The organism is Streptomyces sclerotialus (assembly GCF_040907265.1).
Lineage (GTDB): Bacteria > Actinomycetota > Actinomycetes > Streptomycetales > Streptomycetaceae > Streptomyces > Streptomyces sclerotialus.
In genome coordinates this window covers 1,494,294-1,510,519 of record NZ_JBFOHP010000002.1, presented here as the reverse complement: position 1 = coordinate 1,510,519, position 16,226 = coordinate 1,494,294, and the positions used below count along the sequence as shown (strand labels likewise).

General features: G+C 73.0%; 15 protein-coding genes. 11 read left to right on the top strand and 4 right to left on the bottom strand.

From position 1 onward, the window contains the following. Positions 1–7: 7 nt before the first annotated feature. Positions 8–919 (bottom strand): LysR substrate-binding domain-containing protein, encoded by a 912-nt coding sequence (locus tag AAC944_RS06675; protein WP_030610948.1) that lies wholly within the window; start codon positions 917–919, stop codon positions 8–10. Between the two features lie 236 nt (positions 920–1,155). On the opposite strand from AAC944_RS06675, the gene benA reads away from it, so the two are divergent. The 9 genes from benA (at position 1,156) to AAC944_RS06630 (ending at position 11,538) form a co-directional block, all read left to right on the top strand. Then, on the top strand, positions 1,156–2,514 hold the full coding sequence (benA, locus tag AAC944_RS06670; protein WP_030610952.1) for a benzoate 1,2-dioxygenase large subunit: 1,359 nt from the start codon (positions 1,156–1,158) through the stop codon (positions 2,512–2,514). Continuing rightward, a complete protein-coding gene (gene benB, locus AAC944_RS06665; protein ID WP_030610954.1) occupies positions 2,511–3,014 on the top strand; it encodes a benzoate 1,2-dioxygenase small subunit in 504 nt (167 codons plus the stop codon). The genes benA and benB overlap by 4 nt, the downstream gene beginning before the upstream one ends. A 32-nt stretch (positions 3,015–3,046) precedes the next feature. Then, positions 3,047–4,057 carry a benzoate 1,2-dioxygenase electron transfer component BenC gene (gene benC / locus AAC944_RS06660; protein WP_037771624.1) on the top strand — a complete coding sequence of 337 codons (1,011 nt, stop codon included), beginning with the start codon at positions 3,047–3,049 and terminating at the stop codon, positions 4,055–4,057. Further along, on the top strand, positions 4,054–4,839 hold the full coding sequence (locus AAC944_RS06655) for a 1,6-dihydroxycyclohexa-2,4-diene-1-carboxylate dehydrogenase (protein ID WP_030610959.1): 786 nt from the start codon (positions 4,054–4,056) through the stop codon (positions 4,837–4,839). The genes benC and AAC944_RS06655 overlap by 4 nt, the downstream gene beginning before the upstream one ends. Positions 4,840–4,885: 46 nt before the next feature. Next, entirely contained in the window at positions 4,886–7,714 is a 2,829-nt protein-coding gene (locus AAC944_RS06650) for a helix-turn-helix transcriptional regulator (protein ID WP_078888393.1), read from the top strand. 47 nt (positions 7,715–7,761) lie between these two features. Beyond that, positions 7,762–8,394 carry an alpha-ketoglutarate-dependent dioxygenase AlkB gene (locus tag AAC944_RS06645; RefSeq protein WP_030610965.1) on the top strand — a complete coding sequence of 211 codons (633 nt, stop codon included), beginning with the start codon at positions 7,762–7,764 and terminating at the stop codon, positions 8,392–8,394. An 83-nt stretch (positions 8,395–8,477) separates the two neighbouring features. Then, complete coding sequence (locus tag AAC944_RS06640; RefSeq protein ID WP_030610968.1) at positions 8,478–9,272, top strand: 3-hydroxybutyrate dehydrogenase; 795 nt, start codon at positions 8,478–8,480, stop codon at positions 9,270–9,272. Positions 9,273–9,352: 80 nt separating this feature from the next. After that, on the top strand, positions 9,353–11,302 hold the full coding sequence (locus AAC944_RS06635; RefSeq protein WP_030610971.1) for a helix-turn-helix domain-containing protein: 1,950 nt from the start codon (positions 9,353–9,355) through the stop codon (positions 11,300–11,302). A gap of 32 nt (positions 11,303–11,334) precedes the next feature. After that, entirely contained in the window at positions 11,335–11,538 is a 204-nt protein-coding gene (locus AAC944_RS06630; protein WP_030610974.1) for a hypothetical protein, read from the top strand. 49 nt (positions 11,539–11,587) lie between these two features. Here the strand turns inward: AAC944_RS06630 and AAC944_RS06625 are convergent, their stop codons facing one another. Next, complete coding sequence (locus AAC944_RS06625) at positions 11,588–12,979, bottom strand: MFS transporter (protein WP_037771626.1); 1,392 nt, start codon at positions 12,977–12,979, stop codon at positions 11,588–11,590. Positions 12,980–13,358: 379 nt separating this feature from the next. On the opposite strand from AAC944_RS06625, the gene AAC944_RS06620 reads away from it, so the two are divergent. Then, positions 13,359–13,742, top strand: a complete 384-nt coding sequence (locus AAC944_RS06620; protein WP_030610982.1) for a hypothetical protein — start codon at positions 13,359–13,361, stop codon at positions 13,740–13,742. A 108-nt stretch (positions 13,743–13,850) separates the two neighbouring features. Further along, positions 13,851–15,038, top strand: coding sequence for a cytochrome P450 family protein (locus AAC944_RS06615; RefSeq protein ID WP_030610985.1), 1,188 nt, complete (start codon positions 13,851–13,853; stop codon positions 15,036–15,038). Positions 15,039–15,111: 73 nt separating this feature from the next. Here AAC944_RS06615 and AAC944_RS06610 read toward each other — a convergent pair whose 3' ends face one another. Beyond that, positions 15,112–15,561 (bottom strand): PTS-dependent dihydroxyacetone kinase phosphotransferase subunit DhaM, encoded by a 450-nt coding sequence (locus AAC944_RS06610; protein ID WP_051871524.1) that lies wholly within the window; start codon positions 15,559–15,561, stop codon positions 15,112–15,114. Continuing rightward, positions 15,558–16,124, bottom strand: coding sequence for a dihydroxyacetone kinase subunit DhaL (gene dhaL, locus AAC944_RS06605; RefSeq protein ID WP_030610991.1), 567 nt, complete (start codon positions 16,122–16,124; stop codon positions 15,558–15,560). Before dhaL ends, AAC944_RS06610 begins: the two co-directional genes overlap by 4 nt. Between the last annotated feature and the right edge of the window lie 102 nt (positions 16,125–16,226).

Below are 16,226 nucleotides of genomic sequence, written 5' to 3'. Positions count from 1 at the left end.
GTGGCTCTCAGCGGTCCCCGGTCGCGGGGTCCGGGACGAATACGCCGTGGGTCTCCAGGACGCCGATCAGCTTCTCCAGCAGGGGCGAGGCGTCGTTCTCGCGCCAGGCGAGGGCGAGTCCGACGGTCTCGGCGTCCCGGACGGGCTTGAAGACGACGCCGTCCCGGGAGACCGAGCGGACGGAGTCGGGGAGCAGGGCGATCCCCAGGCCGGCGGCGACGAGCGCCAGCGCGGTCGAGGTCTCGGTGACATCGTGTGCGCAGTGCGGGTGGTAGCCCGCCGCGAGGCAGCTCCGGGTGACCGCGTCGTTGACGACGGACCGGGAGTTGACCGCGTACATGATGAAGTTCTCGTGGCGCAGCTGGCCGACCTCGGCACTCTCCGCTTCGCTCAGCCAGTGGTCCTCGGGGACCGCCAGTACCAGCGGCTCCCGGGCGACCTCCCGGCAGACGATGCCCTCCTGCCGTACCGGCGGCCGGAGCATGCCCACGTCGAGCCGGTTCTCGGTGAGGGCCAGCTCCTGCGCCGGGGTCAGCAGCTCGGTGTGGATCTCCAGCGCCACCCCCGGCATCTCCTCCTTGACCAGCCGGGCGATCTCGGGGAGCTGCTTGTAGCAGGCGGTCCCGGTGAGCCCCAGCCGCAGGATGCCCTCGGCGCCCTTGGCGAAGCGGCGCACGCGGGTGGTGGCCTCGTCGACCGACTGCAGGATGCGTACCGCGTCGGTACGGAAGACCTCGCCGGCCCCGGTCAGGGCCACCTGGCGGGTGGTCCGGGTGAACAGCTCGACGCCGAGGTCGGCCTCCAGCTGGCGGATCGCCTGGGACAGCGGGGGCTGTGCCATGTGCAGGTTCTCCGCGGCCCGGCCGAAGTGCCGGGTCTCGGCGACGGCGACGAAATAGCGCAGGTGGCGCAGTTCCATTCGGGGCCTCCTTGGCTTCCTTGCCGCCGGATGCGGCTCATCGTAGGCAGCGGTTTCCAGACGAGAGAAATACTCTTTTGCCGCCGATTGATAGGCAAGGAATCTGAATGGGACCCTGGGTCAGCACTGGGGAAATGCCCGGGGTGGCGTCGTCACCCCGCTGCCATGGTGCTGAAAAGCGGCCGTGAGAGCCCCCGACGGGACGACGGGGCACCGGGCGCAGGTTTGGAGGGACCATGACGCAGACGTCGGTCACCGCCCGGGCGATCCTGGACGACGCCCTGGTGGAGGACGAGGAGAACGGCATCTACCGGGCCCGGCGGAAGATCTTCACCGACGAGGAGATCTTCGAGCTGGAGATGAAGCACATCTTCGAGGGCAACTGGGTCTATCTCGCCCACGAGACGCAGATTCCGGAGATCGGCGACTACTTCACGACGTACATCGGCCGCCAGCCCGTGGTGATCTCGCGGAGCAAGGACGGCGAGCTGCACGCGCTGATCAACGCGTGCAGTCACCGCGGCGCGATGCTCTGCCGCCGCAAGACGGACAACCGCACCACCTTCACCTGTCCGTTCCACGGCTGGACCTTCAACAACGCCGGCAGGCTGCTGAAGGTCAAGGACGGCCGCGGCGCCGGCTACCCGGAGCAGTTCAACAGAGACGGCTCGCACGACCTGACGAAGGTCGCCCGCTTCGAGAACTACCGCGGCTTCCTCTTCGGCAGCCTCAACCCGGACGTGCTGCCGCTCACCGAGCACCTCGGCGAGGCCACCAAGATCATCGACATGATCGTGGACCAGTCCCCGGAGGGCCTGGAGGTGCTGCGCGGCTCCTCCACCTACACCTACGACGGCAACTGGAAGGTGCAGGCGGAGAACGGCGCCGACGGCTACCACGTCTCCGCCACGCACTGGAACTACGCGGCCACCACGGCCCGCCGCACCTCCGGCGAGTCCGCCAACGACACCAAGAACATGGACGCCGGCAGCTGGGCCCGCCAGAAGGGCGGCTACTACTCCTTCGCACACGGCCACCTGCTGCTGTGGACCCGCTGGGAGGACCCGTCCAACCGCTCGCTGAACGAGCGCCGGGACGAGCTGGTCGCGGAGTTCGGCGAGGACAAGGCCGACTGGATGATCGAGTACTCGCGCAATCTGTGCCTGTACCCGAACGTCTATCTGATGGACCAGTTCAGCTCCCAGATCCGGCACTTCCGCCCGGTCTCCGTGGACAGGACCGAGGTCACCATCTACTGCATCGCCCCCAAGGGCGAGAGCGCCGAGGCCCGCGCCAACCGCATCCGCCAGTACGAGGACTTCTTCAACGCCACCGGCATGGCCACCCCGGACGACCTGGAGGAGTTCCGCTCCTGCCAGAAGACCTACCTGGCCGAGGCCGCGCCCTGGAACGACCTCAGCCGCGGCGTCGCCCACAAGATCGAAGGCCCGGACGAGGACGCGAAGAAGCTCGGCATCCACCCCATCGCCAGCGGCGCGCGCACCGAGGACGAGACCCTCTACCCGATCCAGCACGGCTACTGGCTGGACACCATGCGCCGCGCGGTGGCCGCCGAGGACGGAGCGACGGCATGACGACCACCACCGACATCCCGGTCGAGGACATCCGCCAGTTCCTCTACCGCGAAGCCCGCTACCTCGACGACCGCGAGTTCGAGAAGTGGCTGGAGTGCTACCACCCGGACGTCGAATTCTGGATGCCGGCCTGGGCGGACGACGACGAGCTCACCCGCGACCCGCAGACCGAGATCTCGCTGATCTACTACGCCAACCGCGGCGGCCTGGAGGACCGGGTCTTCCGCATCCGCACGGACCGCTCCAGCGCCACCAGCATCCCCGAGCCGCGCACCGGCCATCACCTCGCCAACGTGGAGGTCGTCGAGCGCCGCGGTGCCGAGATCGACGTCCGCTTCAACTGGCACACGCTGTACTACCGCTACCAGAACATCGACCCGTACTTCGGGACGTCGTTCTACACCATCGACTTCTCGGGCGAGACCCCACTGATCAGGAAGAAGAAGGTCGTTCTGAAGAACGACTGCATTCATCACGTGGTCGACATCTACCACATCTGATCGCCCGCCCTTCCTCCCGAAGCGAGTTCACCATGAGCACTCATCAGGTCGCCCTGGCCTTCGAAGACGGCATCACGCGGTTCGTCACCTGCGGACCGGACGAAACCGTCGCCGACGCCTCGTACAAGGCACGCATCAACATCCCCCTCGACTGCCGTGACGGCGCTTGCGGCACCTGCAAGTCCCTGTGCGAGAGCGGCAGTTACGACGGCGGCGACTACATCGAGGAGGCGCTGACCGACGAGGAGGCCGCGCAGGGGTACGCGCTGCCCTGCCAGATGACCCCGCAGAGCGACCTGGTGCTCCGCATCCCCACCACGTCGGACGCCGCGAAGACGGCCGCCGCGACCTACGGCGCGACCCTGGTCGCACGGGAGAAGCTGTCGGAGACCACCGTCGCCTTCACGCTCGAACTCGACGACCGCGACGCGCTGGCCTTCCTCCCCGGCCAGTACGTCAACGTCGCCGTACCCGGCACGGACGTCACCCGGTCGTACTCGTTCAGCAACGGACCCGCCGAGGGGCTGGTCTCCTTCCTCGTCCGCCTCACCGAGGACGGCGTGATGTCGAGCTATCTGCGCGACCGTGCCCAGATCGGCGACCGGATCGACTTCACCGGCCCGATGGGCAGCTTCTATCTGCGGGAACTCACCCGGCCCGCCCTGCTGCTGGCGGGCGGCACCGGACTCGCCCCGCTGCTCTCGATGCTGGAGCAGCTGACCACGCAGCCGCCCGGGCACCCCGTCCACCTGGTGTACGGCGTCTCCTCGGAGCGTGATCTGGTCCGTCTGGAGACGCTCGCCGATTACGCCGCGGTGATCCCCGGCTTCACCTACGACACCTGTGTGAAGGAGTACGTGACCGAGCGGCTGGAACCGGAGCACCTCCACGACGGTGACGTGGACGTGTACGTGTGCGGACCGCCGCCCATGGTCGAAGGCGTACGCGACCACTTCCGGCGACAGGGCGTCACACCCGCCCACTTCCACCACGAGAAGTTCGCTCCCACCGGAGCCGGTGACCTCGTCGGCGCCGCCCGATGACCCACTTCCCCGGCCGGTTCGCCGGCAAGAAGGCCGTGGTCACCGGCGCGGCTCAGGGCATCGGTGAGTGCGTGGCGCGCCGGCTGGCCGCCGAGGGCGCCGAGGTCGCCCTCGTGGACCGCTCCGAACTGGTCCTGGAGCTGGCCGAAGAACTCGGCAAGGGCGGCGCCCACGGAGTCACCGCCGACCTGGAGCAGTACGAAGGCGCCGAGCGGGCCGTCACCGAGGCGCACCGTGCGCTCGGCGGCCGCATAGACGTCCTGGTCAACAACGTCGGCGGCACCATCTGGGCCAAACCCTACGAGCACTACACCCCCGAGCAGATCCGGGCCGAGGTGCAGCGCTCCCTCTTCCCGACGCTGTGGACCTGCCACGCGGCGCTCCCGCACCTCATCGCGCAGCGCTCCGGCACGATCGTGAACGTCTCCTCGGTCGCCACCCGCGGCGTCAACCGGGTCCCGTACGCCGCGGCCAAGGGCGGCGTCAACGGCATCACCTCCGCGCTGGCCCTGGAGGCGGCCCCGTACGGCATCCGCGTCGTCGCCACCGCGCCCGGCGGCACCGACGCACCGCCCCGCCGGGTCGCCCGCGGCCCGGCCGCCGCCGACGACCGGGAACGCGCCTGGTACCAGCAGATCGTCGACCAGACGGTCGAGTCCTCGCTGCTCAAGCGGTACGGGAAGCTCGACGAGCAGGCCGCCGCCATCTGCTTCCTGGCCTCCGACGAGGCCTCCTACATCACCGCCTCGGTACTGCCCGTGGCCGGCGGTGACCAGGGCTGAGCGGTCCGCGGGAGCGTACGGCGCCGCGGGGCTAAGGTGACAACCGATGGACGATCACGACGGCGCGGCGCCCCTTCCGGACGGCGGCCGCGAGACGGTCCAGCGGGGCCCCGCCGGCCGGCAGACGGAGCTCGCGGCACTGCACCGCCTGCTGGCCGCCGCCCGCACCGGACACCCCTCGATCGTCCTGGTCGAGGGGGCCTCCGGCATGGGCAAGACCGCCCTGGTCGAGTACTTCCTGAGCGAACACGGCCCGGGCGGACACAGCCCGTGCGCACCCGGCACCGGCGGGCCCGGCCCGGCCGGGCAGCGCGCGGTCCGCGTGCACCGCGCCAACGGCGTCCGCTGGGAGAACGAGCTGGACCTCGGCGTCGCCGACCAGCTCGCCAAGGCATCGGGTGCCTCCCTCTTCCCCGACGGCGCCGCACCGGCGGAACCGCCGGGACCACTCGCGGCGGGCCGCCGGCTGTACGAGATATGGAGCGCCCACCGCGAGGACACCGCCGTCGTCGTCATCGACGACGCCCACTGGGCCGACGCCGCCTCGCTGCGCGCCGTCGCCTCCGCCGTACGCCGGATGTCCACCGAGAAGGTCCTCGTCGTCCTCGCCGCTGCCGACGACCAGCTGCACCGCCTGCCGGTCGACGTACTGGAATTCCTCGCGGCCCACCGGGACGGCGCGCTGCGCCTGGGACCGCTCACCCCGGAGGACGTCCAGCAGCTGGCCTGGAGCGCGGGCCGCGTGGACCTCTCGCTCCCCGCCGCGCGCATCCTCTGCCGCCACACCCGCGGCACCCCCCGCCACATCACCGACCTGCTCCAGGAAGTACCCGCCGGCATCTGGCGCGACTGGCAGCCCGCGCTGCCCGCACCCCGGCGGTACGCCTCCGCCGTCCACCGCCGCCTCGACACCTGCGGACCGCAGGCCCGCACCCTCGTCGAGGCGTGCTCGGCCCTGGGCGAGTCGGTGCCGTTCGCCGAGGCCGCCGAGCTGTCCGGCGTCGCGGAGCCGCTCGCGGCGGTCGACGAGGCCCGCCGCGCCGGGCTCCTCACCACGGCAGACGGCCCCGGACTGACCCTCCTCACCTTCCCCCACCCGCTCGTACGGGCCGCCGTGCACGGTGCGCTCGGCCTCGTCGAACGCGGCGACCTGCACCGCAGGGCAGCGGAGATCGTCGAGGACCACGGCCGCCGCCTGATGCACCGGGTCGCCGCCACCCCCGCGGCCGACGCCGAGCTGGCCGACGACCTGGACCGGTTCGCCGCCGACCGGGCAGCCGAGGGCGCCTGGTCCCAGGCGGCGGGCGCACTGGTCGCCGCCGGCCGGCTCACCCCCGCCCGCGCCACCCGCAGGGACCGGCTGCTGCGGGCCGTGGACGCGCTGGTCGGTGCGGGGGACCGGCCGCAGGCCGAAACGTTCGCCGCCGAGCTGGAGAGCTTCCCGCCCGGCGCGCTGCGCGACTCCGTCCTCGGCTACCTCGCGATCACTCGCGGCCGCCCCGAAGAGGCCGAGGTACGGCTCAGCCAGGCCTGGGAGCGCTGCGACCCGGCCCGCCGGCCCGAGCTGGCCGCCGCGATCTGCCACCGCCGGGTACTGCACTCGCTCGGCCGCTGCCGGCCCGCCGACCTCGTCCACTGGGCACGTAAGGCCGTCGACCTGGTCGGCCCGATGGAGCCCTCGGCCGTGGAGTCGGAGGCCATCCTCGGACTCGGGCTCGCCGCGATGGGCCGCACCGAGGAGGCCGCGCGCGCCTACGACGACGTACTGGCCCGGATCTCCAGCGGCGCCCAGTCGCAGCGCGTGCAGATGGGCCGGGGCTGGATGGACCTGGCGAGGGACGAGCCGGAAGCCGCGCGGCGCGAACTGGAAGGCGCCGTGCCGACCGGCTTCCGCATGGGCTCCACGCGCATCTCGCTGTGGGCACAGGCCTGGCTGGCCCGTACCCAGTTCGCGCTGGGTGCCTGGCAGGACGCGGTGCGCACGGTCGACCGGGCCGCCGCGCAGCTCGCCGAGGTCCGCATGGAGCTGCTGCGCCCGCTGGTGCACTGGACCGGCGCGCAGATCCACGCGCTGCGCGGCGACTGGGCGGCCGCCCATCACCACGTCCGGCACGCCTCCGCCGACATGCAGCACTACGAGGCGATGGTGCTGCCCGCCTGCCTGGCCCGCGCCCAGGTCGCCGAGGCCCGCGGCCAGTACGAGCGGGTGACCGCCGCGCTGGAACCCGTCCTGCGGCTCCGGCACCGCGAGGGCATCGACGAGCCGGGCTTCTGGCCCTGGCAGGACGTCTACGCCAACGCGCTGGTGATGACCAACCGGGTGCCCGAGGCCGACGCCTTCCTGAAACCGTTCGAAGAGCTGGCCGCCGACCGCGGCCACCGCTCCACGATGGCCCGGCTCGGCTACGTACGCGGCCGGATCGCCGGGAGCGAGGGCGACCTGGACGCGGCCCGCGCCCACTTCGAAGGAGCCCTGGCCCACCTGGAGCACCTGCCGCTGCCGTACGACCGGGCACGGGTGAGCTACGCGTACGGCCAGACGCTCCGCCGGGCGGGCAAGCGCCGGGAGGCGGACGCGCTGCTCCAGAACGCCCGGGACGCGTACGTCCTGCTCGGCGCCCGCACGTACGTCGAGCGCTGCGAGCGGGAGCTCCAGGCGGGCGGCCTGAAACGGGACGGCGTGGCGGAGTTCTCCCGGCTCACCGCACAGGAGCGGGCGGTGGCCCGGCTGGTCGCGCGCGGGATGAGCAATGCGCAGGTCGCGGCGGAGCTGTTCCTGTCGGTGAAGACCGTGCAGTACCACCTCACACACGTCTACGCGAAGTTCGGCGTGCGCTCGCGGGGCGAGCTGGCGGCCGTGTTCCGCGACTCCTGACCGTACGGTATTCGCACAAAGATTCGAACACGGCGTACGCTGGCGTCATGGTCACCACGCATCTGCAGAGTTCGCTCTTCGACGGGGTCGAGGACATCGGCCTGCGGTCGTTGGCAGGGGTCGAGCGCACGACCCTGGGCCTCGGCGCCTGGATCGACGTGCTGCCCGGCTGGCTGACCGGGGCCGACGAGCTGTTCCAAGAGCTGGTGGCAGCCGTGCCCTGGCGCGCCGAACGGCGGCAGATGTACGAGCGAACGGTGGCCGTCCCCCGGTTGCTGTGCCACTACGCAGAGGGCGTGGAGCTGCCGCATCCGGTGCTCGACGAGGCGCGGGAGGAACTCGGCGCGTACTACGCCGAGGAGCTCGGCGAACCGTTCCGCACCGCCGGGCTGTGCTACTACCGCGACGGCGAGGACAGCGTCGCCTGGCACGGCGACCGCATCGGACGCGGCCGCACCCAGGACACCATGGTCGCGATCCTCTCCGTCGGGGAACCCAGGACACTGGCGCTCCGCCCCCGCGACGGCGGCGGACCCACCGTCCGCCGTTCCCTCGGCCACGGCGACCTGATCGTCATGGGCGGCTCCTGCCAGCGCACCTGGGATCACGCCATCCCCAAGACCGCCCGCCCCGTCGGCCCCCGCATCAGCGTCCAGTTCCGGCCCCGCGGGGTGCTCTGAGGGCTCCCGCCACATGATCGGGGCGCGCCTTGTGGGCCCGCCCCACATCGGTACCGGACCCCGCGCTGCCTAGGGTGGCGACCATGAGCGCCCCCTCCACACCAGGTACCGACCACGCGCCCGGCCTCGGCGGCCGCACCGCACTCGTCACCGGCGCCGCCGGCGGCATCGGCGCGGCCTGCGCCCTGCGGCTGGCGGCGGCCGGCGCCACCGTCCGCGCGGTCGACCGGGACGGCGACGGACTCGCCCGGCTCGCGGCACGGGCCGACGGGCTGCCCGGCGCGCTCCAGCAGATCACCCTCGACCTCACCGACCTGGACGCCGCCGAGGAGATCGCGGCCGGCGCCGACATCCTCGTCAACAACGCGGGCATCCAGCTCGTCCGCCCCATCGAGGAGTTCCCGCCCGACGTCTTCGCGACCGTACTGAAGGTCATGCTGGAGGCGCCCTTCCGCCTCGTACGCGGCGCACTGCCGCACATGTACGCGCAGGGCTGGGGCCGTATCGTCAACATCTCCTCCGTGCACGGCCTGCGCGCCTCGCCGTACAAATCCGCCTATGTCGCCGCCAAGCACGGCCTGGAGGGCCTGTCCAAGGTCGCGGCCCTGGAAGGCGCCGAGCACGGCGTCACCTCCAACTGCGTCAACCCCGGCTACGTCCGCACCCCGCTGGTCGAGAAGCAGCTCGCCGACCAGGCCGAAGCGCACGGCATCCCCGCCGAGCGGGTGCTGACCGAGATCCTCCTCGCCGACTCCGCCATGAAACGGCTGGTCGAGCCGGATGAGGTCGCCGACGCCGTCGCGTACCTCTGCGGCCCCCAGGCGTCCTTCATCACCGGCACCTCGCTGTGCATGGACGGCGGATGGACGGCGCACTGACCTCCGGGGACGCCTCCTCCGGGGCCGGCCGGGCCGCCGCGGCTGGCGCGCTGCGGCGTACCGGCGGTATCCCTAGGTCCATGCCAGCCCAGCAGCCCGCCGAGCCCGCAGCGGAACCGGCCGAGACCCCCTTCCTCGACCTGCTCGCCACCGGCGCGCCCGCCGAGGACTTCGAACGCGCCGTGCTGCGTGCCCGGGCCGACGGCGCCTCCGCCGAACGCCTGGCGGCCCTGGAACGCGCCAAGCTGCTGGCCCTGCGGGTCCGTACGGAACTGGAGGGGCGCCGCCGCCGCGAGGCCGAGCTGTCCGCCCTGTACGAGACGGCCCACGACCTGGCCGGACTCCGCGACCTGGACGCGGTGCTGCGGGCCATCGTCCAGCGCGCCCGCTCCCTCCTCGGCACCGAGACCGCGTACATGACCCTCAACGACCCCGTCGAGGGCGACACCTACATGCGGGTCACCGACGGCTCGGTCTCGGCCCGCTTCCAGCAGCTGCGCCTGGGCATGGGGGAGGGCCTCGGTGGCCTGGTCGCCCAGACCGCCCGCCCGTACGTCACCGACAGCTACTTCGACGACCCGCGCTTCCAGCACACCCGGGCGATCGACACGGGCGTACGGGACGAGGGGCTGGTCGCGATCCTCGGGGTGCCGCTGAAGCTCGGCAGCGGCGTCATCGGCGTGCTCTTCGCCGCCGACCGCCGCGTCCGCGTCTTCGACCACGCCGAGATCGCCCTGCTGTCCGCGCACGCCGCGCACGCGGCCGTCGCCATCGACACCGCCAACCTGCTCGCCGAGACCCGCAAGGCGATGACCGAGCTGGAGGCCGCCAACGAGATCATCCGCGACCGCAGCGGCGTCATCGAACGCGCCTCCGAGGTCCACGACCGGCTCGCCGAACTCGTACTGCGCGGCGGCGGGGTACAGGACGTGACCGCCGCCGTCGCCGAAGTCCTCGACGGCACAGTGGAGTTCACCGACGCCGAACGGGTCCCGGCCGAGGCCCTGGAACGCTGCTCACGCGCCGACGGCCACGCCGTCCGCGACGGTGACGACTGGGTGGCCGCCGTCCGCTCCGGCAGCGAAGTACTCGGCGCGCTCGTGCTGCGCGGCCACCCCCGCCTGGACCCCGTCGACCAGCGCACCCTGGAGCGGGCCGCGATGGTCACGTCCCTGCTGCTGCTCGCCCGGCGCACCGCCGGCGAGGCCGAGCAGCGGGTACGCGGCGAACTGCTGGACGACCTGCTGGACGCGCCGGACCGCGACCCACGGCTGCTGCGCGAGCGCGCGGCGCGGGTCGCCGCCGATCTGGACGTACCGCACGTCGTGCTCGCGGCCCGCATCGAGGACCCGGCGGAAGACGGACCGGCCACGGTCACCACGGGCCCCGACGGTGCCGCGGCCACCGGCCGGCAGCGCCTGTGGTCCGCCGCCTCCCACCTCGCCGCGACCCGGCAGGGCTTGGCCGCCGCCCGGGACGCGGGCGTCGTGCTGCTGCTGCCGCTGGGCCGGGACGGCGAACCGGGCGAGGCGGCCCGGCGGGTCGCCCGCCAGCTCGGCGCCGCCGTCCACGCCCCCGTCACCGTCGGCGCCTCCGCGCCCGTACCCGCCCCGGCCGCCGCGCCTGCCGCGGTCGCAGCCGCCTACGCACAGGCCCGTCGCTGCCGCGAGGCGCTGCGGGTGCTGGGCCGCTGCGGCCAGGGTGCCGCGGCCGAGGACTTCGGCTTCCTCGGGCTGCTGCTGGCCGACGGCCGCGACGTGGACGGCTTCGTACGCCGCACCCTCGGCGAGGTCGTGGACTACGACACGCGCCGCGGCACGGACCTGCTGCGCACCCTGAACGCGTACTTCGCCAGCGGCATGAGCCCGGCCCGTACCAAGGACGCCCTCCACGTGCACGTCAACACGGTCGCCCAGCGACTGGACCGGATAGGCCGCCTGCTGGGTCCGGACTGGCAGTCGCCGTCGCGTGCTTTGGAGCTTCAACTGGCGCTGCAACTCCACCAGTTGTCCTCCGCGCTGGCGGAGTGAGACACGGAGCAGGGCCCGGTTGGAGTGCCCCCATGAGTACCGTCGGCCTGAGCGTGACGTACGCGTGCGCCGGGCTCGGCGCGGTGCTGGGCGCCGCACTGCGGACCGGCATCGCGGGGCCGGCCCTCGCGGCCCTGGCACTGGGCTGCTCATGCTTCCGCGGAGCGAGCTTCGCGGAAGCGGACGGCCTCGCGGACGTGGACCGCCTCGCCACCGTGCCCGGGCCCGGGGCCTGACAGGCCTGACAGGCCTGACGGCCTGGTCCGGGGCCCGGGCCGCGGGGCCTCAGGCCGTCTCCGCGCCCGCCGTCCCCGCCGCCCGCACGCCGTCACCGGCCGTCCCGGCCGCCGGCTCGACCGCCGCCAGGTCCCGGTTGCGGGTCTCCTTGGCCGCGTACAGCGCGATCAGCGTCAGCACCGCGGCGGCGATGACGTACAGCGCGATCGGCGTCGGGCTGTCGTGGTCCGCCAGCAGGGCGGTGGCGATCAGCGGTGCGGGCGCACCGGCCGCGACCGAGGAGAACTGCGCGCCGATCGACGCACCCGAGTACCGCATCCGCGTCGCGAACATCTCCGCGAAGAAGGCGGCCTGCGGCGCGTACATCGCCCCGTGGAACACCAGCCCGACGGACACCGCGAGCAGCAGCAGCCCGAAGTTCCGGCTGTCGACGAGCGCGAAGAACGGGAACGCCCAGACGGCCACCCCCACCGCCCCGATCAGATACACCGGGCGCCGCCCCAGCCGGTCCGACAGCGCGCCCCACGCCGGGATCACCGCGAAGTGCAGCGCGGAGGCGAGCAGGACGGCGTTCAGCGCGGTCTGCTGGGACAGCCCGCTGTGCTCGGTGGCGTAGACCAGGACGAAGGCCGTGAGGACGTAGTACGAGATGTTCTCGGCCATCCGCGCGCCCATCGCGATCAGCACGTCCCGCCAGTGGTGCCGCAGGACCGCGACCAGCGGCAGCTTCTCCGTCGCCCGCTCCTCGCCCTTACGGGCCGCCGCCTGCGCCAGTGCCGCCTTGAACACCGGCGACTCGTCCACCGACAGCCGGATCCACAGCCCGACCAGCACCAGTACGCCGGACAGCAGGAACGGTATCCGCCACCCCCACGACACGAACGCCGCATCCGGCAGCAGTGCGGTCAGCGCCGCCAGCACCCCGGTCGCCAGCAGCTGCCCGGCCGGCGCGCCGGTCTGCGGCCAGGACGCCCAGAAGCCACGCCGCCGCGCGTCACCGTGCTCGCTCACCAGCAGTACGGCACCGCCCCACTCACCGCCCAGCGCGAACCCCTGGACGAGCCTCAGCAGCGTCAGCAGCAGCGGTGCCGCCGAGCCGACCGTGGCATGGGTGGGCAGCAGCCCGATCGCGAACGTCGCGCCGCCCATCATCAGCAGGCTCAGCACCAGCAGCTTCTTACGGCCGAGCCGGTCGCCGTAGTGCCCGAAGACCAGCGCGCCGATGGGGCGGGCCATGAAGCCGACCGCGTACGTCAGGAACGACAGCAGCGTGCCCACCAGCGGATCGGAGTCCGGGAAGAACAGCTTGTTGAAGACCAGCGCGGCGGCCGACCCGTAGAGGAAGAAGTCGTACCACTCGACGGTGGTGCCGATCAGGCTCGCGGCGACGATGCGCCGCAGGCCGGCGGGGGTTGGCGGGACGTGCTCGGTGGCGGCCATGGTCTCACTCCGGAGCGGGAAGGGGACGTTGCGATGTCGCCACACGGTAGGAAGCGGGTGCCACACCGCGTATGTGGCCGGGCACCACACTTCCCGGGGAGGGTGTGCGGCCGACGTCCATGCCGGTCCGCGGGGTCCGCGGGGGACAACCATGCCGGTCCGCGGGGTCCACGGGCGTCAACCATGCCGGTCCGCGGGCGCGGACCGGTCCGGGGCCGGTTTCCGTGACCGCCCGCACGGGCACCCGCCTGATCTCACTCGTACCGCTGGGCGGGTGAGAAGCGGAAGACACCCGCCCTCTCCGGTCGCACACGCGTTGCCGCGGGGTGAGCCTGGAAGGGGACGGTATCCGCGTACGGCTCGACAGGAAGGTTGCACAGTGGACAGCGCGCACCAGGAGACGCAGGCGGAGCACGCAGCGGAGGTCACGGTCGAGTGCAGCGGATGCAGGCCGGAGGATGCGCAGGCGATCTTCACCGCGCTGCGGACGTCCTTCGCGTCCGACCGCGACGCGGACGACGCGCCCCGCGAGACGGGCGGCGCGGGACCGAGCGTGTGGACCGCGACCTTCGACGTCAACAAGACCCGTGACACGCCGCAGCCCACCCAGCTCTCCGCCCCCTGCACGGTCTCGCTGCAGGGCGGCTACCAGGCGGTCGACCAGCTGCGGAAGGCACTGCTGCCGGCCTTCGTGGTCTCGGTCGTCGGCACGGCGGCCGGCGACCAGGAGGAAGAGGTCCAGCTGCGGCTGGAGAGCCGCTGACGGAGACGGCACGGGGCCGGGACCGAAGCCGGTCCCGGCCCCGCCGCGTCCCAGGCTCGCGGAGCCCCGGCCAGGCGCAGCGCAGCACACGACTACCGTACTGACACCATGAGCGCGCACCTCTACGGCCCGGACTTCTTCCAGGACCCCTACGCCACCTACGCCCGACTGCGGTCCGCGGCCCCCGTGCACCCCCTCCCACCGCGCGGTGACGGCCCGCCGGGTTTCCTCGTCACCGGCTACTCCGCCGCCCGTGCCGCGCTCGCCGATCCGCGGTTGTCCAAGGACACCGCCCGCTACTTCGCCGGACGGCCCACCGGCCGCCGGCTGCACCCCGCGCTCGCGCACACCATGCTCGCCACCGACCCGCCGGACCACACCCGGCTGCGCCGCCTGGTGGCCCCCGCCTTCACCACCGGCGCCGTCACCCGGCTCCGCCCGTACCTCGACGGGCTGACGGCCGACCTGACGCGGGACTGGCGCACCGGCGACACCGTCGACATCGTCGCGGAGCTCGCCGTGCCGCTCCCGGTCACCGTCATCTGTCACCTCCTCGGCGTGCCCGAGGAGGACCGCACGCGGCTGCGGACCTGGTCGGACGAGCTGTTCGAGGCGGGCGCTCCGGACCGTACCGACACGGCCTCGCACGAGGTGGCGGAGTACTTCGGCCGGCTCGTCGCCGCCAAGCGCGCGGCGCCCGACGACGGCCTGCTCTCCGCGCTGATCGCCGCGCGGCACGGCGCCGACCGGGCCGACCGGCTCGAGGAGGACGGACTCGTCTCGCTCGCCGTCCTGCTCCTGGTCGCCGGACACGAAACCACCACGAACCTCATCGGTAATGCGACGCTCGCCCTGCTCGCCCACCCGGACGCCGCGGCCCGGCTGCGCGACCGTCCCGAGCTGGTGCCCGACGCGCTCGACGAACTGCTGCGGTACGACTCCCCGGTGTCGGTCGCGACCTTCCGGTACGCCACCGAGCCGCTGACGCTCGGCGGGACGGACATACCGGCCGGAGCGCCGGTGCTCATCTCACCCGGCGCGGCCAACCGCGACCCGGCGCGGTACGCCGACCCGGACACGCTCGACCTCGACCGGGAAGCGGCCGGCCACCTCGCCTTCGGCCACGGCATCCACCGCTGCCTGGGCGCCCCGCTGGCCCGCGCCGAGGCCGCCTCGGTACTGACCGCCCTGCTCACCCGCTTCCCCGGCCTCCGCCTCGCCGTCCCGGCCGCCGGACTGCGCTACCGCCACACCCGGCTGATGCGGGGCCTGGAAGCGCTACCGGTGACGCTGTGAGGCCGGCGCGGCGCCTCTTCGCACCGCACCGGCCCGGTCGGCGCCGCCGCACACTCCTTGCGGTAGCTGCCGCTCACTCCTTGCGGTAGGAGTACGCCTCTCCGGCCGCGGCGGCCACCGCGTCCAGGTCGGCGCCGGCCGAGGCCGTGACCACGGCGGCCACCGCCCCCTCCAGGAACGGCGCGTCCACCAGCCGGGTCCCCTCCGGCAGCTCGTCGCCCTCGGCGAGCAGTGCCTTCACCGTGAGGACGGCGCTGCCGAGGTCGACCAGGACGGCCACGCCGGCGCCGCGGTCGACCGTACGGGCGGCCTCGGTGATCAGCTCGGCGCTCGTTCCGAGGCCGCCGTCGGGTGTGCCGCCCGCCGCCGCGACAGGTGCCTTCGCATCGCCGCCCGCCAGCCCGACGGCCAGCTCCGCGACCGCTTCGGCCGCCGCGCCGCTGTGCGAGACCAGCACGATCCCGACGAGCGCGCCGGTGCCGCCGGCCGCGCCGTTCCCGGCCGGCGCCGCTGCCGTGCTCATGCGGTCACCTCCGCGAGCGCGGCGAACAACAACGCGGCCGAGGTCGCCCCCGGGTCCTGGTGCCCGATGCTCCGCTCACCCAGGTAGCTCGCCCGGCCCTTGCGAGCCTGCAGCGGAGTGGTGTCCACCGCGCCCTTCTCGGCGGCCTCGGCAGCGGCGGCGAAGGAGGTGCCCAGCGCCTCGACCGCCGGGTCCAGCGCGTCCAGCATCGTCTTGTCGCCCACGGCGGAGGCGCCCAGCTGGGCCACGGCCTCGACCCCGCCGCGCAGCGCGGCCTGCAGTTCCTCCGCCGTCACGCCCGGCGCGTCACCCAGTGCCTTGCCCGTACGGCGCAGCAGCGTCCCGTACAGCGGCCCCGAGGCGCCGCCCACGGTCGAGATCAACTGCCGTCCCGCGGTGGTCAGTACGGCTCCGGGCGTCACCGGCGGGTCCGTTTCCAGGGCCTTGGCGACGGACGTGAAGCCGCGCTTCAGATTGCTGCCGTGGTCTGCGTCGCCGATGGGGGAGTCCAGCTCGGTGAGGCGGTCGGCCTCCCGGTCCACCCGGGCGGCGGCAGCCTGCATCCAGCGGACGAAGAGCGCGGCGTCAAGGGCCGTTTCGGTCACGTGCTGCTCCTGAGATCTGCGGTACGGATACGAGTACGGGTACAGGTACAGGTACGGGTC

Coding starts and splice junctions, on each gene's coding strand:
- AAC944_RS06615 (WP_030610985.1), top strand. CDS start 13,851: ATGAGCGCGCACCTCTACGGCCCGGACTTCTTCCAGGACCCCTACGCC.
- AAC944_RS06675 (WP_030610948.1), bottom strand. CDS start 919: ATGGAACTGCGCCACCTGCGCTATTTCGTCGCCGTCGCCGAGACCCGG.
- AAC944_RS06655 (WP_030610959.1), top strand. CDS start 4,054: ATGACCCACTTCCCCGGCCGGTTCGCCGGCAAGAAGGCCGTGGTCACC.
- AAC944_RS06645 (WP_030610965.1), top strand. CDS start 7,762: ATGGTCACCACGCATCTGCAGAGTTCGCTCTTCGACGGGGTCGAGGAC.
- AAC944_RS06635 (WP_030610971.1), top strand. CDS start 9,353: ATGCCAGCCCAGCAGCCCGCCGAGCCCGCAGCGGAACCGGCCGAGACC.
- AAC944_RS06640 (WP_030610968.1), top strand. CDS start 8,478: ATGAGCGCCCCCTCCACACCAGGTACCGACCACGCGCCCGGCCTCGGC.
- benB (WP_030610954.1), top strand. CDS start 2,511: ATGACGACCACCACCGACATCCCGGTCGAGGACATCCGCCAGTTCCTC.
- benA (WP_030610952.1), top strand. CDS start 1,156: ATGACGCAGACGTCGGTCACCGCCCGGGCGATCCTGGACGACGCCCTG.
- benC (WP_037771624.1), top strand. CDS start 3,047: ATGAGCACTCATCAGGTCGCCCTGGCCTTCGAAGACGGCATCACGCGG.
- AAC944_RS06625 (WP_037771626.1), bottom strand. CDS start 12,979: ATGGCCGCCACCGAGCACGTCCCGCCAACCCCCGCCGGCCTGCGGCGC.
- dhaL (WP_030610991.1), bottom strand. CDS start 16,124: ATGCAGGCTGCCGCCGCCCGGGTGGACCGGGAGGCCGACCGCCTCACC.
- AAC944_RS06630 (WP_030610974.1), top strand. CDS start 11,335: ATGAGTACCGTCGGCCTGAGCGTGACGTACGCGTGCGCCGGGCTCGGC.
- AAC944_RS06650 (WP_078888393.1), top strand. CDS start 4,886: ATGGACGATCACGACGGCGCGGCGCCCCTTCCGGACGGCGGCCGCGAG.
- AAC944_RS06610 (WP_051871524.1), bottom strand. CDS start 15,561: ATGAGCACGGCAGCGGCGCCGGCCGGGAACGGCGCGGCCGGCGGCACC.